This is a genomic window from Ectothiorhodospiraceae bacterium BW-2, from assembly GCA_008375315.1.
In the GTDB taxonomy this organism is placed as follows: Bacteria; Pseudomonadota; Gammaproteobacteria; order Thiohalomonadales; family Thiohalomonadaceae; genus BW-2.
This window is the reverse complement of record CP032507.1, coordinates 3,689,148-3,710,102: the sequence shown is the minus strand read 5'-3', so window position 1 is coordinate 3,710,102 and position 20,955 is coordinate 3,689,148. Positions and strand designations below refer to the sequence as shown.

The 20,955-nt window shown below is 54.0% G+C and carries 18 protein-coding genes and 1 pseudogene; 9 read left to right on the top strand and 10 right to left on the bottom strand.

Features of this window, described 5'->3' with window-relative positions:
- Window positions 1–6: 6 nt before the first annotated feature.
- From D5085_17380 to D5085_17365, 4 genes and pseudogenes are all read right to left on the bottom strand, one after another.
- Window positions 7–1,455: a hypothetical protein gene (locus D5085_17380; GenBank protein QEP44751.1), complete on the bottom strand. Its 1,449-nt coding sequence runs from the start codon at window positions 1,453–1,455 to the stop codon at window positions 7–9.
- The gene (locus tag D5085_17375; GenBank protein QEP44750.1) at window positions 1,448–2,752 is read right to left on the bottom strand and encodes a ParA family protein; all 1,305 of its coding nucleotides are present in this window, start codon (window positions 2,750–2,752) and stop codon (window positions 1,448–1,450) included. The genes D5085_17380 and D5085_17375 overlap by 8 nt, the downstream gene beginning before the upstream one ends.
- The gene (locus tag D5085_17370; GenBank protein ID QEP44749.1) at window positions 2,749–3,183 is read right to left on the bottom strand and encodes an SAM-dependent methyltransferase; all 435 of its coding nucleotides are present in this window, start codon (window positions 3,181–3,183) and stop codon (window positions 2,749–2,751) included. The genes D5085_17375 and D5085_17370 overlap by 4 nt, the downstream gene beginning before the upstream one ends.
- 137 nt (window positions 3,184–3,320) lie before the next feature.
- Window positions 3,321–3,431 (bottom strand): annotated as a pseudogene (locus D5085_17365) (DNA cytosine methyltransferase).
- Between the two features lie 282 nt (window positions 3,432–3,713).
- Between D5085_17365 and rlmD the strand changes: the two are divergent.
- The 7 genes from rlmD to D5085_17330 are packed head-to-tail and all read left to right on the top strand — an operon-like array spanning window position 3,714 to window position 11,648.
- Entirely contained in the window at window positions 3,714–5,051 is a 1,338-nt protein-coding gene (gene rlmD / locus D5085_17360; GenBank protein QEP44748.1) for a 23S rRNA (uracil(1939)-C(5))-methyltransferase RlmD, read from the top strand.
- Between the two features lie 44 nt (window positions 5,052–5,095).
- Window positions 5,096–5,320, top strand: a complete 225-nt coding sequence (locus tag D5085_17355; GenBank protein QEP45213.1) for an acyl carrier protein — start codon at window positions 5,096–5,098, stop codon at window positions 5,318–5,320.
- A 12-nt stretch (window positions 5,321–5,332) separates the two neighbouring features.
- Window positions 5,333–6,514: an acyl-CoA dehydrogenase gene (locus D5085_17350; protein ID QEP44747.1), complete on the top strand. Its 1,182-nt coding sequence runs from the start codon at window positions 5,333–5,335 to the stop codon at window positions 6,512–6,514.
- Between the two features lie 7 nt (window positions 6,515–6,521).
- A complete protein-coding gene (locus D5085_17345; GenBank protein ID QEP44746.1) occupies window positions 6,522–7,553 on the top strand; it encodes an HAD-IIIC family phosphatase in 1,032 nt (343 codons plus the stop codon).
- Entirely contained in the window at window positions 7,553–8,395 is an 843-nt protein-coding gene (locus tag D5085_17340) for a cysteine dioxygenase (protein ID QEP44745.1), read from the top strand. Before D5085_17345 ends, D5085_17340 begins: the two co-directional genes overlap by 1 nt.
- A gap of 3 nt (window positions 8,396–8,398) precedes the next feature.
- Window positions 8,399–10,453 carry an HAD family hydrolase gene (locus D5085_17335; protein QEP44744.1) on the top strand — a complete coding sequence of 685 codons (2,055 nt, stop codon included), beginning with the start codon at window positions 8,399–8,401 and terminating at the stop codon, window positions 10,451–10,453.
- Window positions 10,437–11,648 (top strand): hypothetical protein, encoded by a 1,212-nt coding sequence (locus D5085_17330; protein QEP44743.1) that lies wholly within the window; start codon window positions 10,437–10,439, stop codon window positions 11,646–11,648. The genes D5085_17335 and D5085_17330 overlap by 17 nt, the downstream gene beginning before the upstream one ends.
- On the opposite strand, the gene D5085_17325 is transcribed toward D5085_17330, so the two are convergent.
- From D5085_17325 to D5085_17310, 4 genes are all read right to left on the bottom strand, one after another.
- Complete coding sequence (locus D5085_17325) at window positions 11,635–12,153, bottom strand: hypothetical protein (protein QEP44742.1); 519 nt, start codon at window positions 12,151–12,153, stop codon at window positions 11,635–11,637. The genes D5085_17330 and D5085_17325 overlap by 14 nt on opposite strands.
- Window positions 12,154–12,261: 108 nt before the next feature.
- Window positions 12,262–12,615 (bottom strand): hypothetical protein, encoded by a 354-nt coding sequence (locus D5085_17320; GenBank protein ID QEP44741.1) that lies wholly within the window; start codon window positions 12,613–12,615, stop codon window positions 12,262–12,264.
- A 38-nt stretch (window positions 12,616–12,653) separates the two neighbouring features.
- The gene (locus D5085_17315) at window positions 12,654–14,243 is read right to left on the bottom strand and encodes a fumarate hydratase (GenBank protein ID QEP44740.1); all 1,590 of its coding nucleotides are present in this window, start codon (window positions 14,241–14,243) and stop codon (window positions 12,654–12,656) included.
- A gap of 12 nt (window positions 14,244–14,255) precedes the next feature.
- On the bottom strand, window positions 14,256–14,618 hold the full coding sequence (locus D5085_17310) for a response regulator (GenBank protein QEP44739.1): 363 nt from the start codon (window positions 14,616–14,618) through the stop codon (window positions 14,256–14,258).
- 107 nt (window positions 14,619–14,725) lie between these two features.
- Between D5085_17310 and D5085_17305 the strand changes: the two genes are divergently transcribed.
- Window positions 14,726–15,571, top strand: a complete 846-nt coding sequence (locus tag D5085_17305; GenBank protein QEP44738.1) for a hypothetical protein — start codon at window positions 14,726–14,728, stop codon at window positions 15,569–15,571.
- Between the two features lie 26 nt (window positions 15,572–15,597).
- Here the strand turns inward: D5085_17305 and D5085_17300 are convergent, their stop codons facing one another.
- Together D5085_17300 and D5085_17295 are read right to left on the bottom strand one after the other, a co-directional pair.
- Complete coding sequence (locus D5085_17300; protein ID QEP44737.1) at window positions 15,598–17,547, bottom strand: alpha-amylase; 1,950 nt, start codon at window positions 17,545–17,547, stop codon at window positions 15,598–15,600.
- Window positions 17,540–19,720 (bottom strand): HAD-IIB family hydrolase, encoded by a 2,181-nt coding sequence (locus D5085_17295; protein ID QEP44736.1) that lies wholly within the window; start codon window positions 19,718–19,720, stop codon window positions 17,540–17,542. The genes D5085_17300 and D5085_17295 overlap by 8 nt, the downstream gene beginning before the upstream one ends.
- 112 nt (window positions 19,721–19,832) lie before the next feature.
- On the opposite strand from D5085_17295, the gene D5085_17290 reads away from it, so the two are divergent.
- Window positions 19,833–20,945, top strand: coding sequence for a response regulator (locus D5085_17290; GenBank protein QEP44735.1), 1,113 nt, complete (start codon window positions 19,833–19,835; stop codon window positions 20,943–20,945).
- The last annotated feature ends 10 nt before the right edge of the window (window positions 20,946–20,955 follow it).

Here is a 20,955-nt window from a genome sequence, read left to right as displayed (position 1 = left end):
AATGGGCTAGACAGTAGTCACTTGCCTCATCGGCTTAACACCACCCTTCCGTCCTAATCCAAAACCAACACGGTAAAGATCGGGCATATTGAATCGACCGTCCCTCATCTTTTCAAAAATACCCAAACGAACAAGGTCTTCAAGGATGCCCGGCCATCCACCTTCCAAATGTTGAGGTGGAAGCCTGTTTTGCGTGAGCGTTGACAAATCGCCTGGTAATTGCTGCTTCCATCGCTCTTCGATCAATGAGAAGTCACATGGCACAGTCAATCCTTCCAAAGGTTTGAATAAAATTCTTACCCATGGGTAGTCCTCCGCTATTTCCGCAATCCGAATTTCGGATGCCTTTTGTACACCACGCTTGATACTTTCATAGTGCAAGGCATACTCATGGCTCAAATACCTTTCGGAAGAGTCCTCTCCGGCTGCTCGGATGGCAGCCAAGAATGACCTAGGTGAAGTTTGCCCTCTGCCATCGGCTAGATGACTTACTGACCAGACATAGGGTACGCCACGGCGTCTATCTCTCCCCATCCAAGGGCCAGCTAGTTCTTCGAACAAAGCCCTCTGTTTCGCTCCATCAAGCTTCGCCTCATCTGCAAGCCACCAGAGTCCTTCTCTTTGTTCTGGGCACTTGCCGATAATTTTTCCATAGATGTTACGAAGTGTCTCGCCATGTCCTCTAGGAGCATTGCATAGCAATTGCCACAGCAGACCGTGCAAATCATGAGGCCGCCAAGTAAGTTCCGATTGGGTGGCCAAGAGTTTTGATGCATCGGGAAAGTCCGTGACAGTGCGTACGAACTGATCTTCTCGTAGGAAAACCTTGCCATTAATCGCGGGATAGGATTTCAACCACAAAACGATCCGGAGTAAATCTCGAACAATTGCATCCATGGTTCGCCAGTCATTGCTCGAACGATCAAGTGCGTCGAAAATGATGAGTCCTTTCCGACCGTTGTTGTGAAATGCGGCATTAGCTTTCTGTATGCATATTGCTAAAGGTTCGGGATTAGCTTGAACCCAAGCCGCTGTCGCACGCCAATCGTCCACGAGAACCTTTTCTTCAGCTACTGGTGCCAACCACCTCAGTACGACAGCTTTCCAGATTTCGTATGGCGTATAGCCAGAGCCCAAAAGAGCGGAGAAAACTTCCCTATTGGGATAGGCTTTGATGTTTTCGTTGACCGAAAAACCAACGCTTACCTGGGTATTGTCCAACTCGCGAACCGAAGATCCTAGCATCGAACGCAAACTCGGTGCGTTGAGGGCCGCCGTCCAAAACGATTTTCCCACACCCCGCGATCCAACCACCAAGTTTGATTCGATGTTCAGTGCTTTTGCATGCGCACGCGGCATATATACTCGCTCCGGCTCCGGAGGTTGTCCATAGTTGGATGTTTCATAGGGAATGGCAGCGATGATAGCCTCCCGAATCTTTATGGCTTCATTCATGACGTTCTCCCGTGACTCCGACGATTGCATGTACTCCTGTGATCAGAGGACCGAAGATCGCCGTCAACTCACCTTCATCGAGACGCCGAAAGCGGGAATGGAGGGATTGAATCGCCGCAAACCCTCTATGCCAACGAATCGGCCAAGGGTAGTGCGGTGCGTTTTCATCGGTCTGGTCGAAACTGAAATAGATATCTGCAAGCTCCCCAGCAGGAACTTCGTCATAAAGTTCTTCGGCGAAGGCCGTCCACGACTGCTCGCGCAAGCCATCGAAATATTCTGCTCCGTTTACCTCTGGAATCATTGAGCCGACCAACTGCAAGCGTTCGCGAATCTCACGCACAACACCGGTCTGACGCCAATGCCGAAACAATATGCTGTAACCCGACCATGTCTGCTCACCATCAATCGAAAACAGGAGCACTCCTTTAGCACCCAGATCAGTGATGCAGGCCGAAGCGACTTCGTCAATGCCGGCGCGTGAATCGATAAGGATCACATCTGGCTGCCAGTGCGTTTCCAATTCGAGCAACAGTCGGCTCAAGCGTCTGAACCAAGGTTCCTGTGATCCTTTCTCATCAATTTTGGGCATCCAAACCCTTCCAAGCTTGGCGACATATTCGCCCGGATCACGCCCATGAGCGGGCACAATATAGATTTCCTCGTCATAGGAGAGATCACTCCTAGCAACCATGCTATCAAACACCATCGCCCCATTTTCCACCAAGTCTTCCACCAGCCAGTCTGTGATGCCATAGGTAGGGCGGCGTTCATCGGGTAACAGGGAACTGGAGATGCCGGGCGATTCCAAGTCGAGATCCATGACCATGACGCGCTTCCCAGACTGAGCCAGCGACCACGCTGCGACCGCTGACGCAGTGGAACGACCAACTCCGCCCTTAATGGAAAAGAACACGATGCGCGGCGCACCAGAAGAGATCGGTGTGATCTTGGCCCAATCGGTCTCGCTGGCCAGACGATCAACAACGGTGACATCGGCGAAACCTTCTAATGGAAAAGACGGTGCCCCTCGCTTCACGGCCTCCAGCGAGGATTCGAAAAGCACCATGCGTTCCACGGGAAAACCGTGTACACCGAGTCGTTCCACCAGCGCCCGAACGATAGCATTGATCAAAGCGGCGGTTTTTGCTTTGCCGTGTTGTACTTCTTCAAGCACCATACGAACACGGCCATTCAGGTCTCGGTTGATGATTATCGGCCCCAGTTTTTTCAAATCTCCATTGAAAGAACTCAACACATCTCGAACCGATGGCAATATTTGATCGAAAGTGCTCATGAGAGAATGCCCTCTAAAACGGCTATGGTTATCAGATGGTGTACTGATTTGGCCCCATCTCTGTGGGCTTCAGCAATCTCTTGCGTGAAATTTGTTCGATGCGCATAGCGCTGGGAAATGTCCCAATCTTGAAAAGGATTTTGAGCAGGTAGGGCGTACGCGACCGCATTTTTTCCGTGGCGGTAAGATTCATAGCGATCCCATGCATTTTCCTGCCTACGATGTTCCATTATATGCACCCTATCCGCATGGTTCTTGGGGGTACCGGTGGACATATCGACCACCATGCCGAATCGCTCCATCAGTCTTTTCAAACCACACTCCGCCGACAAGCCGTAAAGATGATCGGCATTGGCCCAGCAAGTTGCGTTGAAAAGCAGCTCAGCATCGTCCCAATGCCTTTGGTGTGCATCTAAAAAATCAGCCATCATATTGTATGTCCCTGAGAATATAGTTCACCGACTAGCATTGCCATTGCAGCTTTTCACCTAGGGCGGCTCTCCAGAGAAGGTTTCCCTGCGTTGACTAGCGTCCATCGTTCGCCATCGGTCAAAAGCCCCCACGCGCAACCGGCCTTCACGAGACCATGCGTCAGTCCGCCTGCCCCGCAGAACAGGTCAACCGCATAAATATTCTGTCCTAGCATCGCACCGATTTTAGCCTGTGTTCCGTTTTTGATCTTTTCAAATCCTGCCTGAAAAATACATTTCCCTGAGCCGATAGTCAACCGCCTTAGCGGCTCCCCATCCTAGATGGGCAGGCAGAATGTGGGTTCACCATTGCCGTCAGAGGATGAGCGGTGTTAAAGTGGCGCGGCGATGTTGAGTGAAGCCGAACTGGAGAGCTTATGTCTGTCTGTGCCAATAAAGTTGTTGTTTTTGACTATAGGAGGGGCCTTGGTAGTCTCTATCGTCTGTGATCGAGGAGATCGCTACCTCTCGACGGGTATTTTTTCGAGCTAATGGCACGAAAACGGGCTAGACAGCGGCTGCAGCAGCTCGATCCGGTGCGGGTGACTATCGACTCGCTCTCGCACGATGGGCGCGGGGTGGCGACTGTCGAGGGGAAAAAGATCTTTGTCGAAGATGCGCTACCGCAGGAGCAGGTCACTTTTCGTTATGTTGAGAGTCGGCGCAGTTACGATGTCGGGCGGGCAGAGGCGATTCTCACCGCTTCGCCACAGCGAGTTGAGCCGCGCTGTAGCGCCTTCGGTCGTTGTGGCGGTTGTGTGCTACAGCACCTTAAACCGGCAGCGCAGATCGACTTTAAACAGCAGCAGTTATTGAGTAATTTAACCCGTATCGGCAAGGTGGCGGCGGTTGAAGTGGCCCCCCCCCTACTAGGACCGCAGTGGGGCTATCGCCACAAGGCGCGATTAGGGGTGCGCTATGTGAAGGCGCGTGAGCGGGTGATGATAGGTTTTCGGGAGCGGCGCAGCAGCTTTATTGCCGACATTGACCACTGTCCGGTACTCCATCCATCAGTTGCAGAGCAGCTACCGGCACTGGCTGAGCTGATCGGCTCACTCGATAGCTTTGACCGCATTGCCCAGCTAGAGGTGGCGGTCGATGAGAGCCAAACGGCGCTAGTGGTGCGCCATCTCGACCCGCTCTCTGAGCGCGATCTACAGCGTCTGACCGACTATGCCATATCGCACTCGTTGGCCCTCTATCTGCAACCGAAAGGGCCAGATAGCATGACGCCACTCTGGCCACAAACGGTAGTCTTAAAGTATCAGCTACCCCAATTTGGGGTGAGCTACCAGTTTGAACCCTCCGACTTTACCCAAGTTAACCCGGCGATTAACCGTTTAATGGTGACCCAGGCGCTCGACTGGCTAGAGCTGCAACCGCAGCAGCGGGTATTAGATCTCTTCTGTGGTCTAGGTAACTTTACGCTGGCGCTAGCGACTCAAGTGGCTGAGGTGGTCGGAGTGGAGGGGAGTGAGTTACTGGTTGAGCGGGCGAGAGAGAATAGCGCCCTCAATCGGCTCGATAATGTGACCTTTTACGCGGCCGATTTAGGTGGCGATAATTTAGCCCAGCAGCCGTGGTGGCAGCAGCGATTTGACAAGGTGTTGCTCGATCCCTCACGCAGTGGTGCCGATAGGGTATTGCCCCATTTGGCTGCGATGGGGGTGACGACCCTACTCTATGTCTCTTGTAATCCGGCGACGCTGGCTAGAGATGCCGGTGAGTTGGTGAATCGGTTTGGCTATCGATTGCAACGGGTTGGGGTATTAGATATGTTTCCCCATACCGCCCATGTTGAGTCGATGGCGCTGTTTGTTAAAGTTTAGTTACTATGAACCATTGTTGTTAAATGCAGGAGTGAACATTGGATATTGAAGCGAAGGTGCGTGACTTTTTAGGTCAATTTGTTAGCGATCCAGAGGTCGATGGCGACCACGATCTGTTTGCCTCGGGGATGGTCAATTCGCTGTTTGCGATGCAGTTGGTGCTGTTTGTTGAAAAGGAGTACGGCATTGTGGTCGCTAATGAGGATCTCGACTACGAAAATTTTAAGTCGGTTAACGCAATTGTGAACTTTATTGGTGAAAAGGGTTAAGGGAGATCAGCGATGGATATGGCATTAACTGAACAGCAGCGGGCTTCGCAACAGGCCTTTCGACAGTGGGTAGAGACCCATGTCGAACCGGTGGCCGATGAGCACGATAGCGCCCAGCGTACCCCCCAGTCGATGATCGATGCGATGGCGGCTGAGGGTTACCTTGGCGCGTTGATCGATAGCGAGTATGGCGGTGGCTCAATGGATGCGGTGAGCTGGGGGCTGCTGTGTGAAGAGTTTGGTCGCGGTAGCGCTTCGCTACTGAGTCTGTTAACCGTTCACGGCATGGTACTACAGTCGATTGCAAAGTGGGGTACCGAGGCGCAAAAGGCGAACTGGCTGCCTAAACTGGCTAGCGGTGCGGCGGTTGGCGCTTTTGGCCTGACCGAGCCGAATGTCGGTAGCGACGCAAAGAGCATCGAGAGTGTCGCCGTAGAGCAGGCGGATGGCTCGTTTCTGTTAAATGCCGAAAAGCGCTGGATTTCGTTTGGAGATTCGGCCAATCTGATTTTAATCATTGCCAAAGTTGATGATAAACCGGCCGCGTTTCTAGTCCAGAGCAACATGGCCGGGTTTAGTCGCGAACCGATTACCGGTATGCTCGGTTTTCGCGCGGCGAATATTGCTAAACTGGTGATGAAAGATGTGGTAGTGCCGGCTGAGAATCTGCTCGGACGGGTCGGCTTTGGCTTTAGCCATATCGCCAATACTGCGCTAGATCATGGCCGCTACTGTGTCGGCTGGGGCTGTGTCGGCTTAGCTCAGGCGGCGCTTGATGCCTCAATGGCCTACGCCGGTGAGAGGCGTCAGTTCGGTGAGGCGCTCAATAAACATCAGCTAATTCAGCAGCTTTTGGCCGATATGGTGGTTGATATTAAAGCGGCTAGAATGCTTAATTACCATGCCGCCTACCTAAAAGATATTGGCGAGCCATCGCTGATTATGGAGACCTCCATGGCCAAATATTTTGCCTCCCGCGTCGCGGTCAAAGCGACCGATAGTGCGGTGCAGATTCATGGCGCTAATGGCTGCTCTAGCGACTACCCGGTGCAGCGCTTCTATCGCGATGCCAAAATTATGGAAATTATTGAAGGGAGTAACCAGATGCAGCAGATTATTATCGCCAAATCGGGTTATCAGCAACATCTAGTGGCCAAGCGGGCGGCGCGACGGGCGAAACAGCCACAGGAGTAAATGAGCGATGGCTAAGGAGCATAAAATCAAGTGTCTGGTCTGGGATCTCGACCACACTCTCTGGCATGGCGTGCTGCTCGAAGATAGTGAGGTCGAGCTCAATCTGGAGGCGGTGGCGCTGTTAAAAACGCTGGATGAGCGTGGGATTCTCCACTCCATCGCCAGTAAAAATGATCCGGCAGTGGCGCTAGCCAAGCTAAAAGAGCTACAGCTAGAGCACTACTTTCTCTACCCCCAAATTGGCTGGGGCACCAAATCGGAGGCGATTAGCGCCATCGCCAAGTCGATTAATATCGGTCTCGATACCATCGCCTTTATCGATGATCAGCCGTTTGAGCGCGAGGAGGTCGGTTTTGTTCACCCCCAAGTGACACTGCTCGATGCGGCCGATATCACACGGGTGGCCGATATGTCGGTGATGATTCCGCGCTTTATCACCGATGACTCGCGCCAAAGGCGGCAGATGTACCAGAGCGATATCGCCCGTAAGGAGGTTGAAGAGCGGTTCGACGGCCCGCAAGATGCCTTTTTAGCCACACTAGAGATGGTGCTGACGATCGCCCCAGCCGAAGAGGGCGATCTGAAACGGGCCGAGGAGCTGACCCAACGCACCAACCAACTCAATACCACCGCCTACACCTACGACTATGACGAGCTAGCCCACTTTGCCGCCTCTGATGATCATCTCCTGCTAGTTGCCGGACTCGATGATAAGTATGGCAGCTATGGCAAAATCGGCCTAACTCTCATCGAGAAGGGGGAGGGGGTGTGGACGATTAAGCTGCTGCTGATGTCGTGCCGAGTGATGAGTCGCGGGGTCGGTGGGGTGATGATTAGCTATCTGCGCAATCTAGCCCGCGAAGCGGGGGTAGAGCTACAGGCAGAGTTTGTCGAAAATGATCGTAACCGCATGATGTATATGACCTATAAATTCAATCATTTTAGTGAATTAGAGCGGCGCGATAACTGGGTGCTGTTTGAGAATGATCTTAGCCGAGAGCAGGCCTATCCGGCCTATATGAGACTCAATTTAAGCTAATGGAGGGATCCGTGCCGATACCGGAGCGACTACAGCAGATAGTTGAGGCGATTGAGTCTGCTGAGGTGGTAGAGAGTGCACAGCTCGCGAAGTGGATGGCCGATAGCGAGATTCGGGCTGCCGATTTGGCCTCTTGGGGGGAGTTTAACCACTCGCCGAGCGACAGTTATGGCAGAAGAGAGCTCTACCATGGTCGCTTCTTCTCCGTTAGGGTGATGTCGTGGGCAGCGGGCGATATCTCGGCGATTCATGACCACGGCCATGCTAGATGGGGGGCCTTTATGGCCCTAGGTCGGGCAGAGCACGGTATCTTCTCCTTACAGGGCGAGCAGTTGCGTACCGAACTTCGCGAATGGCTTGAGCCGGGCGAGGTTCGTACGGTGAGCCCTGCGCTGATTCATCAGCTCGGGAATCCGGGGCACGAGCCGCTGTTAACGCTCCATATCTATGGCAACCATGACCATCGCTGTCGTGAGGGATCGATTACCGATAATGCGCGGCTCTTTGATCTGCAACGCCAAGCGGTGGTGCGTGTCGATGGCGGGGCGTTTTTTGTGCTGCCCCCCTCAAAAATCACTCGCATCGATCAAGGGTTATGTGCCGATAGCATTACGACGCTGCGCTATCGCGTCGATACCCTCTCACGCCTGCGTCAAATGGGGGCGGATGAGGCGTTCGAGCAGGAGCTATCCCGCTGCTCTGAGGTAGCGCTCTGGCCCGATCTGCTGCGTGATCTTCCCCTAGAGAGCGGATCGGATAGCCCCTTATCGTCGCGTCACTGGCACAATATAGCGCACGATCTGACCCATATCGCCCGTTTTCAGCGTAGTTTGAGGAGATAATTGATGCTGTTATTACCGTTAGGGGTAGTGTTCGGGGCGCTTGTCGGCAGCCATTGGGTGGGGAAACGGCGATCTCGCCGCCAAGAGAGTGAGGAGGTGGCGGAGAGTTCGCACAAGCGCCAACGACACCACGACCATCACGACCACGACCACGATCACCATCACCACCATCTGCGTTTAAGTCAGCTCTCACTGCTCTCAACCACGGTGGGCTCTTGGCTCTATCCCCCCTTATCGATACTCAATTTAGGACTCATCAGTTATAGCGCCGCACCGATGCTAGCGCGATCTTTTAACGCCCTCTACCGCGATAACAAGGTCGATAGCCACAGCTACAGTGCGGCGGTGGCGCTACTCTGTGTCGGGGGGGGGAGCTATTTTGCCGCTGCGGTGCATAACAGCGTCTATCATCTGGCCGGTAGAACGGTTGCTGAGAGTCAGAGTGAGACCACGCGGCTATTGACCGAGTCGTTTGACCAACAGGATAGAACGCTCTGGGTTGAGCGGGAGGGGGTCGAAATTGAGTTGTTACTGAGCGAGATTCAGCGCGGTGACAGACTCCATCTGACAACCGGTGAGCTACTGGCGGTCGATGGCATTGTCGTTGCCGGGGAGGGAGAGTTAGACCAGCAGCTACTGACCGGCGAGAGTCTGCCGATCAGTCGTCGCGTCGGAGATCGAGTCTATGCCTCGACCCTCCTTGTCGATGGTCGTATGACGATAGAGGCTAGCTGTAGCGGCAAAGAGAGCCAGAGCCGCCAGTTAGAGCAGCTACTCAAACAGACCCGAGACTATAAAAATCGGCTCCAGTTAAAGGGCGAGGCGTGGGCCGATGGGGCTGTCGTGCCGCTGTTAGTGGTGACTGCGCTGGTCTGGCCGTTAGCGGGGCTAGCGACCGCTTCAGCGCTACTCTTTAGTGCGCCGACCAATACCATTAGAACGATGTTAACCCTACAGACCAATAGCCATCTACAGGCTGCCGCTAAGCGGGGGGTATTAATTAAAGATGGCCGGGTGCTGGAGGAGTTCCCCTTTATTACCACTGTCCTACTCGATAAGAGCGGCACCCTAACCGAGGAGAGGCCCCGCTTAGTCCGTATCGAGTGCTGTGCCGGAGTTAGCGAAGAGAGGCTGCTCACGCTCGCCACGGCGGCTGAAGAGCGCCTCTACCATCCGGTGGCCGAGTCGTTACAGCAGGAGGTGAAGCGGCGTGGTTTGACCCTACCGAGGGTCGAAAAGAGCCGCTACCAGCCCGGAATGGGGGTTGAGGCGACTATTGATGGTCAGCTTATCCACTTTGGTAGTCTCCGTTATATCGACTCACTAGGGTTGACGATTCCTGCCTCACTACAGGCGACACTCTCCGACTCCTCTCACTACTCCCACGGCGTGGTCGCAATCGATGATCAGGTGGTTGGGGTGATGGGTTTTGCTCCGCTGCTACGGGCTGAAGTGGAGCCGCTACTCGCCCGCTTGCGGGCGTTAGGGGTGGGGCATATCTATATGGTCTCCGGCGATAGTGAGGCGGCGTGTCGGTCGCTAGCCGAACAGCTACCTTTAAACGGCTACTTTGCTGAGGTGCTACCCGATGGCAAGGCGGCGTTAATCGCCCGCTTGCAACGACAGGGCCATCGGATCTGTTTTGTCGGGGATGGTCTGAACGATGCGATGGCGATGAAGCAGGCGAATGTCTCGATTTCGTTAAACCATGCGCCGGAGCTGACGGCCAATAGCGCTCAAGTATCGTTAACCGATAGTGATCTGCGCCATATTCCGGAGGTGATGGAGCTCGGAGGCAGGCTACAGCTTAACCTCGCCTCTAGCCTCCTGTTTTGGGTCAGTTTTGGCGCTTTTAATGCCATTGCGGTGCCGCTGTTTAGCTTCGGCCCGACCCAATCGAGTCTCCTCTACGGAGCCGCTTTCGGTAGTGGTTTCTATCGAGCGCGACGGGTGGAGTGGTCGTCACGCTCTGAGGCTAACTCAGGCCATGAGATCACGCCAGAATCAGAACCAGAACCAAAACTAGGACAAGTAGGAGACTATGCAACCTTCTATTGAGTTTATCGATATCAGTCAATTGAATCCGACGGCTAAGGGGTTCTCCGGCGCAGTCTATGACGGGCAGCGCTACCTCTACTTTATTCCGATGATGAGTGGCCATTTCTATGGCCAAGTCGCCCGCTACGATACTCAGCGTGAGTTAAGCTTGCCATCGAGCTGGGCCTTTTTCGATACCGCAGCGGTGAACTCAGCGAGCTGTGGCTTTGTCGATGGCTTTTTTGATGGCCGCTACCTCTATATGGTGCCCTACCATAATCAGCAGGGGCACCATGGAGAGCTCTGTCGTTACGATACCACCGTGCCGTTTGAGAGTCGTGACGGGTGGCACTGGATCGATTTAGAGTCGCTACATGCCGGAGCTAAAGGGTATATTAGCGGTGCGTTTGCGGCCGGTAGGCTCTATCTCTCCCCCTATCAGCAGAGCTGGAGCCGCCACCATGGTCTGTTTGCTAGCTACGATACTCGCGCCGATTTTAGCGGTGCTGGGTGGCACTTTTTTGATGCCGAAGCGAATGGCTGGCCAGAGGCGCGAGGCTACCACTCGGCGGTGGTGGTGGGGGAGCAGATTGTGTTTGTCCCCTATGTGCGTGAGGGGCGCGACTATCATGGTTTGGTGATGGTTTATGATCCGAATCGTGGTGAGTTTGAGTCGGCCGCGAGCTGGCGCAGTGTCGATATCAGCCGTTTTAACCGTCGTGGCCGAGGTTTTGTGGGGGGGGCGTTTGATGGTCGCTACCTCTACCTCTCGCCCTACTTCGATGGGGAGGGGCGTTATGGCCAAATTGCCCGTTATGACACCCACCTGCCGCTGGAGAGTGGGTCGTCGTGGGACTTTTTTGATACCGCCACCCTACAGCCCGATAGTCGTGGGTTTTTTGGGGCGCTCTATCATGAGGGCGACTGCTACTTTATCCCCCACTGCCTAGCCGAAGGGCGCTACCATGGGCAGATTAGCCGCTATCACTGCTCGTTAGCGTTTGATGATCCGGCAGCGTGGCACTTTTGCGATACGGCAACCCTCCATAGCGGTAGTCGGGGCTATATTGGTGGCGCTATTGTTGGCGATGCGCTCTATATGGCACCGTTCGAGACCGCACCGGGTGCCCACACCGGCTTAGTGGCGCGAGTTGGACTGCACAACAGTGACGATAACGGTGAGTCGGTGTGGCAAAGCGCTGTTAGCGGTTATTGATCACGCCGCCATAGAGGGAACGATCTGCATCGCTATGTTCGGGGGCCGGCTTAAATAGCGGTCGGGTCTCGTCGTTCAGGGGGAGGCGGTAGTCGAAGGAGGCGATGGCGACATTATCGGCCGAGTCGATGACCCGCGCGGTAATAAAGACCTGCTCACCGGCAATGGCGTAGGTACCGACTAGTACCCCCTGCACTCGATGCTCTTGGCTAATCTGATCGAGCTCCCGTGAGAGGATAAACTCCCCCTGCTGTTCACGAATCGCAAGATTGGAGCGCATACGGGTCTCAAGCACCGAAAAGCCGTAGTTGGTAAACTGGGTCGAGTAGATCTGTGCTGCGACTCGACCGAAGGGGGCGCTATCGTTGAGGTTATGGATATTGACGAAGCTGGTCACTAGCAGCCGTCTATCCTCAATCATCTTTTCACCTATCTGGTTGACTAGATGCTCGGCTGCTGTGGCCGAGGAGACCATAATGAGGCTGTCTGGTTCGGCGGAGGCCATGACGACTACCTCTTGGCTAGTCGTCGCTACAGGGGTGGGTGAGGTGTAGCTACAGCTAGAGAGGATAATCATAAGCGTGAGGAGCGGTAGAGTAAGATAGCGCATGGGTTAGCTTCCGGTAGCGGTAGTAAAGGGGGATTTTAGGGCAAGGACGGCGTCGATTTGGGTTAACAACGGCTCTCTTAGAGAGAGAAAACGGTCTGCTTTTCCGCTCTTTAGCGCCTCATCACACTCGGTGACGAGCTGTTGCAGCGCTAGAAAGCCGCAGTAGCGGGTCGCCCCGAGCAGTTTATGTATCGTATTGACAAAGGGGGCGAGTGGGGTATGGCGGTTAAAGGCGGCAATCTCTCGGCGATACTCGGGAAGATCTGCTTGGAACATGGTAAATAGCTCAGCGGTGAGGGTGGCGTTGTGACCGGCCCTAGCGAGCGCTTCATTTTGATCGAATAGGGGGGGAGGCATTAGCGGTTCTCTCTAGTCTGTCTCTAACTATCTATCGGTTATGGGTGGGGGGTGGCGTAGAAGTCGTTGCCTTTGTCATCAATAATAATAAAGGCGGGAAAGTTGTTTACCTGTAGTTTAAATATCGCCTCCATGCCTAGCTCCTCAAAGGCGATAGGGGTCATCGCCCGAATCGAGTCGTGGCTCAGTTGAGCGCCAACACCGCCAATTGAGCCTAAATAGAAGCCCCCATAGCGGTGACAGGCGCGAGTGACTTCTAGGCTACGGTTACCCTTGGCGATGGTGATGAGGGCTGCGCCGTGGCGCTGAAATAGATCGATATAGCTATCCATGCGGCCAGCGGTGGTCGGGCCGAAGGAGCCGCTAGGGTAGCCGGCGGGGCTCTTAGCCGGACCGGCGTAGTAGATGGGGTGCTGTTTGAGGTAGTCCGGCAGCGGCTCGCCACTATCGAGTTGCGCTTTTAGTTGGGCGTGGGCAATATCGCGGGCGACAATGAGGGGGCCGTTTAAGCTCAGTCGAGTCCCTACTGGGTGCCGACTAAGCTGGGCGCGGATATCGGCTAGCGGTTGGTTGAGATCGATGTCGATCACTGCCGATTCGGCTAGAGGGGTTTGGGGTAGAAAACGGGCTGGATCTCGCTCTAACTGCTCCAGATAGATCCCGTTACGGTCGATATAGGCGGTAAGATGGCGATCTGCCGAGCAGGAGAGGCCGATGCCGATAGGACAGGAGGCGCCGTGACGCGGTAGGCGTACTACTCTGACATCGTGGGCAAAGTAGCGCCCGCCAAATTGGGCACCGATACCGAGCTGACGGGTGAGCGCTAGTACTTCGGCCTCTAACGCCAGATCGCGAAAGGGGCGGCCACTCTCATCACCACTGTGGGGCAGATAGCTATCGATGTAACGCGCTGCGGCTAGTTTGACCATCTTTAGGGTCGCCTCTGCCGACGTGCCGCCGATGACGATGGCGAGATGGTAGGGGGGGCAGGCGGAGGTGCCGATTTTGGGCAGCTCTTGGCGCAGAAATTGCTCTAGTGCGTCGTGGTTGAGGATAGCTTTACTCTGTTGGTAGAGGAGGGTCTTATTGGCCGAGCCTCCCCCTTTCGCTAGAAACAGGAATTGGTACTGCTCCCCCGCAGTTGCTTCAATATCGATTTGGGCGGGTAGGTTGGTGCCGGTATTTCTCTCTGTAAACAGCGTTAGGGGGGCAAGTTGGGAGTAGCGCAAGTTGAGGCGGTGATAGGCTTGAACAATCCCCTGCTCTAGGGCGGCAATATCGTGACCGCCACTCCAGATCTGCGCCCCTTTGCGGGCGTAAATCGTCGCTGTGCCGGTATCTTGGCACGCCGGTAGCCGCCCTTCTGCGGCCGTTACGGCGTTTTTTAGCTGTTGCAGTGCGACATAGCGGTCGTTGTGGGAGGTCTGTTTGTCTTCTACAATTTGTCGTAGCTGTTGCAGATGAGAGGCGCGAAACAGATGGTTAATCGTCCCGAACGCCTCATCGGCTAGCCGTGTCAGACTCTCAGGGTTGACCACGATAATGCGTTGGCCGCGAAAGGTGTCGAGGCTGACCGCCTCGGCATCAAAACAGTGGTAGGTGGGGAGGTTTTCCAAAGGTTTAGGTATGGCGGCGGTTGGTTAGCGCAGCACTTTGTTGACGGTGGTGAGTAGGCCGTTAGGGTTAAATGGCTTGATAATCCAGCCGGTGGCTCCCGCCGCTTTGCCCTCCTGTTTTTTGTGTGATGCCGACTCGGTAGTTAGCATCAATATGGGGGTAAATTTGTAGTTTGGCAGTTGGCGCACCGCTTTAACCATGGCGATGCCGTCCATGTTGGGCATATTGATATCGCTAATGATCAGATCGAACTGACTCCCCTTCGTCTTGGTTAGCCCTTGCACTCCGTCACTGGCCTCGGTAATGTGATGGCCAGCCCCCTTGAGGGTGAAACTAACCATCTGTCGCATTGAGTTGGAGTCATCTACGATTAAAATATTTGCCATTGCCAATCCTCAAAAGTTATCTCGTTGCGTGCTATTGTAAGGACTTCGAGCCAAGATGAACAGAGGCAAGGGGTGATTGGGCTTGTGCGGTTAAATTGAGGTAGTGTATGCGAAATGATGATCTGAAGCGGGAGTTGGGGTTAGATGAGGAGGAGTGTGAACGATGTGGTATCGCTATTCCTCCCCAATTGATTGAATTATTGAAAGAATCGACTCTGCGTGCTGTTATTTGGGGCTTTGTTGGCACGCTATTTGGCGTGCTGTTTGCTTTTTTCTATGCCATTGCGTTGCCGTGGGGAGGGGGGGGGCTGGCCTATCTGCTAGCCGGTACCCTCTCTTCGGGAGTGGCGGCGTTAATCTATGGCAGTATGCGCCTGACGGTGATCCTCTCCTTTTTTGTGTCGGCCTATGGTGTCTTCTATCTTATCTGGAAGGGCGAGGCGGTCGAACCGTTACAGCTGTTTGGTTATGCGCTGCTAGTGGGGATCGTGGTCGGTGCCGGTTATGGCCTCTTTTCGCGCCATAGTCGGGTCGGTAGAGCCGATGCGAAGTCGATGACGGGACTCGTTGCCGGTGCGGTGGTGTCGCTGCTGGTGGTGGGGCTGTTTCATTGGATGGCGTGGCGGCTGACGCCGACGATAATGGTGGCTATTCTCTGTCCGGTGGTGGGGCTGTTCTATACTCGGTTGGTGTTGCGGTTTATCGGTTGGTTTGAGAAGTTATTGCCGCCTCCTGCCGATGGGGCGCTGGTCGGTATGGCGGTGTCGCTGTTTGTGACGGTGGGGTTGTGGTTAATTGCCGCATCGCTCGATCCGCCGTTAGCGGGGGAGTATCAGGCGCTCGTGGTGCAGATGACCGCCATGTTGCCGACAGTCGCTAGTGCCGGTCTGATCAGTGGGATGGTTGGCGGTTTTATTAGTGGCTGGTTATGGCAGCACTGGCTCGATATGTAGGCTATGGTCAGGGGAAGTAACAGATATTATTGGGTTAACCAGTAGCAGTGGTAGGGGGGGATAACTAACTGGTTCTCAAACATCGCGGGGCGGTCGCCACTAATGAGATCGAGTAGGGGAGTCGGTTGTGAAAAGGCGCGGTGGGGCATGGTATCGAGATTGAGGTATTGAGGATGGTGATCAAAGTTGGCGACCACGAGCACGCTGCCGGGCATCGTTAGGTTAAAGCGGATAAAGACAAAGAGGTGCGGGTTATCGATATCGAGCAGCTCGCGGTTGTTAAAGTCGGCAAACGAGGGGATCTCCTTGCGTACCGCGATTAAGTTGCGTAACCCCTGAAAGATACGATACTCGACACTCCCCGGCTGCCAGCGTAGATCGGCCCTCTCCCAGTCGATTTTAGGGCGGTGAGCCCAGCGGGTGTCGTTAATTTTGCTCTCATCTTCGACAAAAGAGCAGTCGTTACGGGTGCCTAGCTCATCGCCGTAGTAGAGCAGCGGAATACCGCCGAAGGAGAGAATCATGCTGTGGAGCAGCATCACTCTGCGAATGGCGCTATCGAGCTCATGCTCATCGTCGTGCTCTAAGGCGTAGTGTAGTCCGACTAAAGAGGCGAGGGTGCCAGAGATACGGGCATCGCCCGTTTTGTCGTTGCAGCCAAAGGGGAGCCCTTTTGCGGTCGAGCCGGGATACTCACCGGTAAAGTAGTCAACCAGAAAGCGGCGATGGGCGAGGGGTTCGTAACCGACAATACGAATATCGTGATCATCAAATCCGAGTCCAATATCGTCGTGGCAGCGGACATAGTTGAGCCAAGTCGCCCGCTCTAGTTTGTCGGGTAGCGATTTGAGTCCCTGATAGAGTAGGCGGGTATTTTTGGTGGCAATCGCATCCCACAATAGCGCCATAAAGGTGGCGTTGTAGGCGATTTCGCACTCTTTGGCATTAATGGCATCTTCACCAAAATATTTGATAATCTCCACCGGTGCCACAATCGCTTCGGCGATAAAGATCATTCCTGGGGCGGTGACCTGACAGCAATCTTTCATTAATTGTAGTAGCAGATGGGCTTCGCGCTCATTTTGGCAGGTGCTGCCGATCTTCTTCCATAAAAAGGCGACCGCATCGAGACGGATAATGTCGGCCCCCTTGTTAGCCCAGTAGAGGATAATATCGAGCATTTCGATAAAGACCGCAGGATTGGTGTAGTTGAGATCCCACTGGTAGCTATTAAAGACGGTCATCACCCACTTGCTCATCTGTTCATCCCAGGTGAAGTTGCCGGGGGACATCTCGGGGAATATCTCCGGCATCGTCTGTTCGAACATATCGGGCACTTCGCGATTCTCGAAGAGATAGTAGTAGTCCTGATACTTTGTCTGCCCCCTACGAGCCAGTTTTGCCCACTCATGCTCATTGGAGGTATGGTTTAGGACAACATCGAGCGTCACTAAAATGTCGCGCCGGTGTAGCTCTTCGATGAGCTGCTCTAAATCGCTCATGGTGCCGATGCGGGAGTCAATTTGGCGAAAATCGCTCACCGCATAGCCGCCGTCACTCGCGCCGCGGGGACATTTGAGGATCGGCATGAGATGGATCATATTCACCCCTAGCTCCTGAAAGTAGTGAGCCCGCTCCCGTAGGCCGTTCAGATTACCGGCAAAGCCGTCGCTATAGAGTGCCATTCCTACCCACTGCTGGTGTAGAAACCAGTTGTGATCTCGCTCCCGCTCCAGATCGAGCTGTTTTAAGGCGTCGGGGCGGCGAATATATTGCCGCGCCATTGTCTCGACCAGATTTTGGGCGTGGAGTCTAAAGTCGTCTCGCCGACCATAGAGGTGGTGAAAGAGTGAGTAGATATTGTAGAAGTTGGCCCCTAGCCGAGTATAGAAGTGGCGGATATTTTGACTACGGATATCGGGTTTCAGCTCTAGCAGAATGTCGTTTAGCAGTGTATGGGAGACCTGTTCATACATTGTCGGGACTCTTTGAGGGTGGGTTATGATTGAGACGGCACAGATCAAAAAAGTGGTAGTGTTCGATCGCCTCAATAATGCCGGCGGCGCACTTTTGGGTAGCAAAGTAGATCCTCTCTACATCGGCAAGTTCCGAGAGCTCCTCATGGTGGCGGTTAGCGACCACGACCGCTAGGGTGTTGCCGCGCATCATATCCTCATCGGCACCGGAGCCGCCGGCGGTCAGGATATGGTCTAATGGAATCTCCCACTGGCGGGCGACCCAGCGTAGGGCTTGGCCTTTAGAGGCCCTAGCCGGTAGCAGATCGAGGTACATTCCAAACGACATCACCAGATTAACCGACTGATCGTTCTGGAGCAGGTAGTGGTAGATATCGTTAACCGATGGGGCGATATCGGGATCAATAAAGTAGCTGAGTTTAAAGGGGCTCTGCTCCCGTTTCGGCTGTAGCGATATCCCTTCGATATCGGTCATCAGTCGTAGCAGCCGCTTTCTATCCCATAAATGGTTGATATGGTCGCTCCAAGCGGTATCACGGGTCAGATTAGGGGCGTAGTAGATCTCGGTACCGAGGCTGGTGATTAAGATATCGGGCTGCGGTAACCCCTCTTGACGAAACAGCTTTAGCGCCGAATCGAGTCGGCGACCGGTCGCGATGCCAAAGGTGGTGCAGAGTCGATTTTGTTGCAATAGCTGAATAAACTGCCGCAGCGCTTTCGGCTCGCCGATTAGGCTCTGATCGATATCGCTAAAGATGGCGCGATCGTGGTAGAGCATCTGCCGCCGCTGCGGACGGCTCTGGATGACCGGTTCACTCTTATCGATGACCGGTCGTATCACCTCAAGATAGCGGGTAACATGGGCCGACCAGGAGTAGTGTCGCGCCACCCCTTGAGCGCCGTTGTGAGCCATCTGCTCCCACAGCTCCTGATGTTGTAGTAGTTGCAGACACTTTTGGCTAATATCGTCGTGGCTGAGCGGGTCGATTAAAAAGCCGTTGTGGCAGTTGCCGATAATATCGACCGGTCCGCCATCTTCTGTGGCAATAATCGGCAGACCGCAGGCGGCGGCCTCAATGAGCGTCAGCCCGAACGGTTCAGTGAGCGCCGGATTGATAAAGATTCCCCCTAGTTTGGCGGCTAATCGATAGAAGAGGGGGATATCATCGCTACTATGGTGTTTAGGGTAGGCGACCTTACCGTAGAGATCGTAGAGATCAATCGTGAGTAGAATATCGGTTAACACCTCTTGTGCGCCACTCTCTAACTCACGAATATCGTCCCGATTCCCGGCGATAATAATGAGATTGGCCTGCTGCTGTAGCGCCAAAGACTCCCCATAGGCCTCTATGAGGGTGATGATATTTTTGCGCTGATCGGGGCGGGAGATGGCCAGAATCGGTGGCTTTTCGGGCTGGCGCAGAAAGTGGCCGAGCATGGCTAGGAGATGGGAGTCGGTTTCGCTGCCATCGGGGGGGTAGAAGCGGCTTAAATCGGTACCGGGGGGGACGACCCGCATCCTATCTGGCTGGTAGTAGTCGTAGAGGCCGTACTGCTCCTCAATCTCCTGATAGGTGCTGGTGATAATCCGGTCGGCGCTGCCGAGCGTCTGCTCCTCAGCCTCAATGCGGCGGGAGATGTTGTAACGCTGCTCTAAGGTATCGCTATTGAGCCCGGTGGCGAGTAGCCGTTTACGCTTACTGCGACCGAGGGAGTGGCCGGTATGGACTAGGGGGATACCGAGCTGGTGCGATAGACGGGTAGCGACATAACCGGCATCGGCGTAGTGGCTATGGATGAGATCGGGCAGACGAGGCTGCTCGCTTAGATAGTCAAGTAGGTTATCGGCAAAGTTATCGAGATAGTCCCAGAGCTGCTCTTTGACGATATAGCGGTTATCGCCGCAGGGGATGCGAACAATTTGCGCTCGGGGACTTAGCTGCTCAAAGGGCTCAGCATAGTCGGCGGCGATGGTCTCATCTTGCAACTGTCGGGTGATGAGATCGAGCCGAGCAATCGCCGAGTGGTGACCGAGCTCGCTTGCTAGCTCAATGACATATTTTATTTGACCACCGGTATCGGCATCACGCCCTAATTCGAGGTTTTCCCTTCGAATAAGGCCATGAATGCTAATTTGCAGCAGATAGAGGCCATCGTTTTGTTCGTATTTCATAGCCCATAGTCTAGCCATTTCGTGATGGGGACGCAAAATATTTTCGTGTTTATGCTAGCATACCCCCAAAATTTGAAGTTCAACGCTGAGAGTGAGGGAAAAGCAGCTATCCATGATAACCAAACCGATTCTTCTGATTGCCGACGATGATGAGTTGATAACCGATCTGGTGGTCGATATCTTTGATGAGTTTCAGACGCTAGTGGTCAATAACGGTGAGGCCGCGATTCAGGCCTTTAACCAGCGTTCGCCCGATCTGGTGCTGCTTGATGTCAATATGCCAACGATAGATGGCTATGAAGTGTGCCAACAGATTAAGCGCTCCGACGCAGGGGCTAGGACACCGGTACTCTTCTTGAGTGGCAAGAAGAGTGGTGAGGATATCTTTCGCGGCTACGATGTCGGTGCAGCGGCCTACATTACTAAGCCGTTTTTGGTCGAAGATCTCTACAACAAGGTGAAGCATGAGCTGACGCTCGCTAAGCAGCGGTTAGAGGTCGAGGATAGTCTGCAACTGACGACCTCGGCACTGATGACGCTGCAAAACGATAACGCTAAGGTTTACTCTATCTGCCGTTTTCTGCAAAAGGCGTTTAGTTGCAGCGATGTTAAGACGTTGTGTGAGAACCTATTTGTCGTCACGAGGGGGTTTGGTACTCGGGCGACCCTATACATTCACACCGATCAAAATCACCTCTTTCTCTCCGATAACGCTATTAACCATGAGATATCTAATAGCGTGCTGCAGATGCTGCAAGATGAGGATCGTATCTACCGTTTCGGTCACGACCGAGCGGTGTTTAACTGGGGCTGTGCATCACTCTTGGTGGATAAGTTGCAGAGCGATGTCGATAATTTAGCGATGCTCATGGATGGCTTTGAGGCGGGAATGAGGGCGATAGAGGGGGTGGAGGCGTTTCATCGGGTGATCGATAAATATCGTGCGCAGAACCACCAGCTCAACCTCTCAGTCGCTAAAATTTTTGAAGATTTAGTGGAGCAGACCCACCAAGAGCTAGCCAATTTGGGGGCAACTGCGATCTTAACTGTCGAGCAGGAGGATCAGCTCTCGGCCATTGCCGATAGCCATCTAGCCGAAGTCGATACTCTGTTTCGGCAGAGTCTGGGGATGGATGAGGAGCTATCGCGCGTGATTGAGACGATGCGCTCTCCAGCTCAGGAGGAGGCGGCGGCTGATAACTCCGGTGGCATCGCTTTCTTTTAGGGGGTAAGGG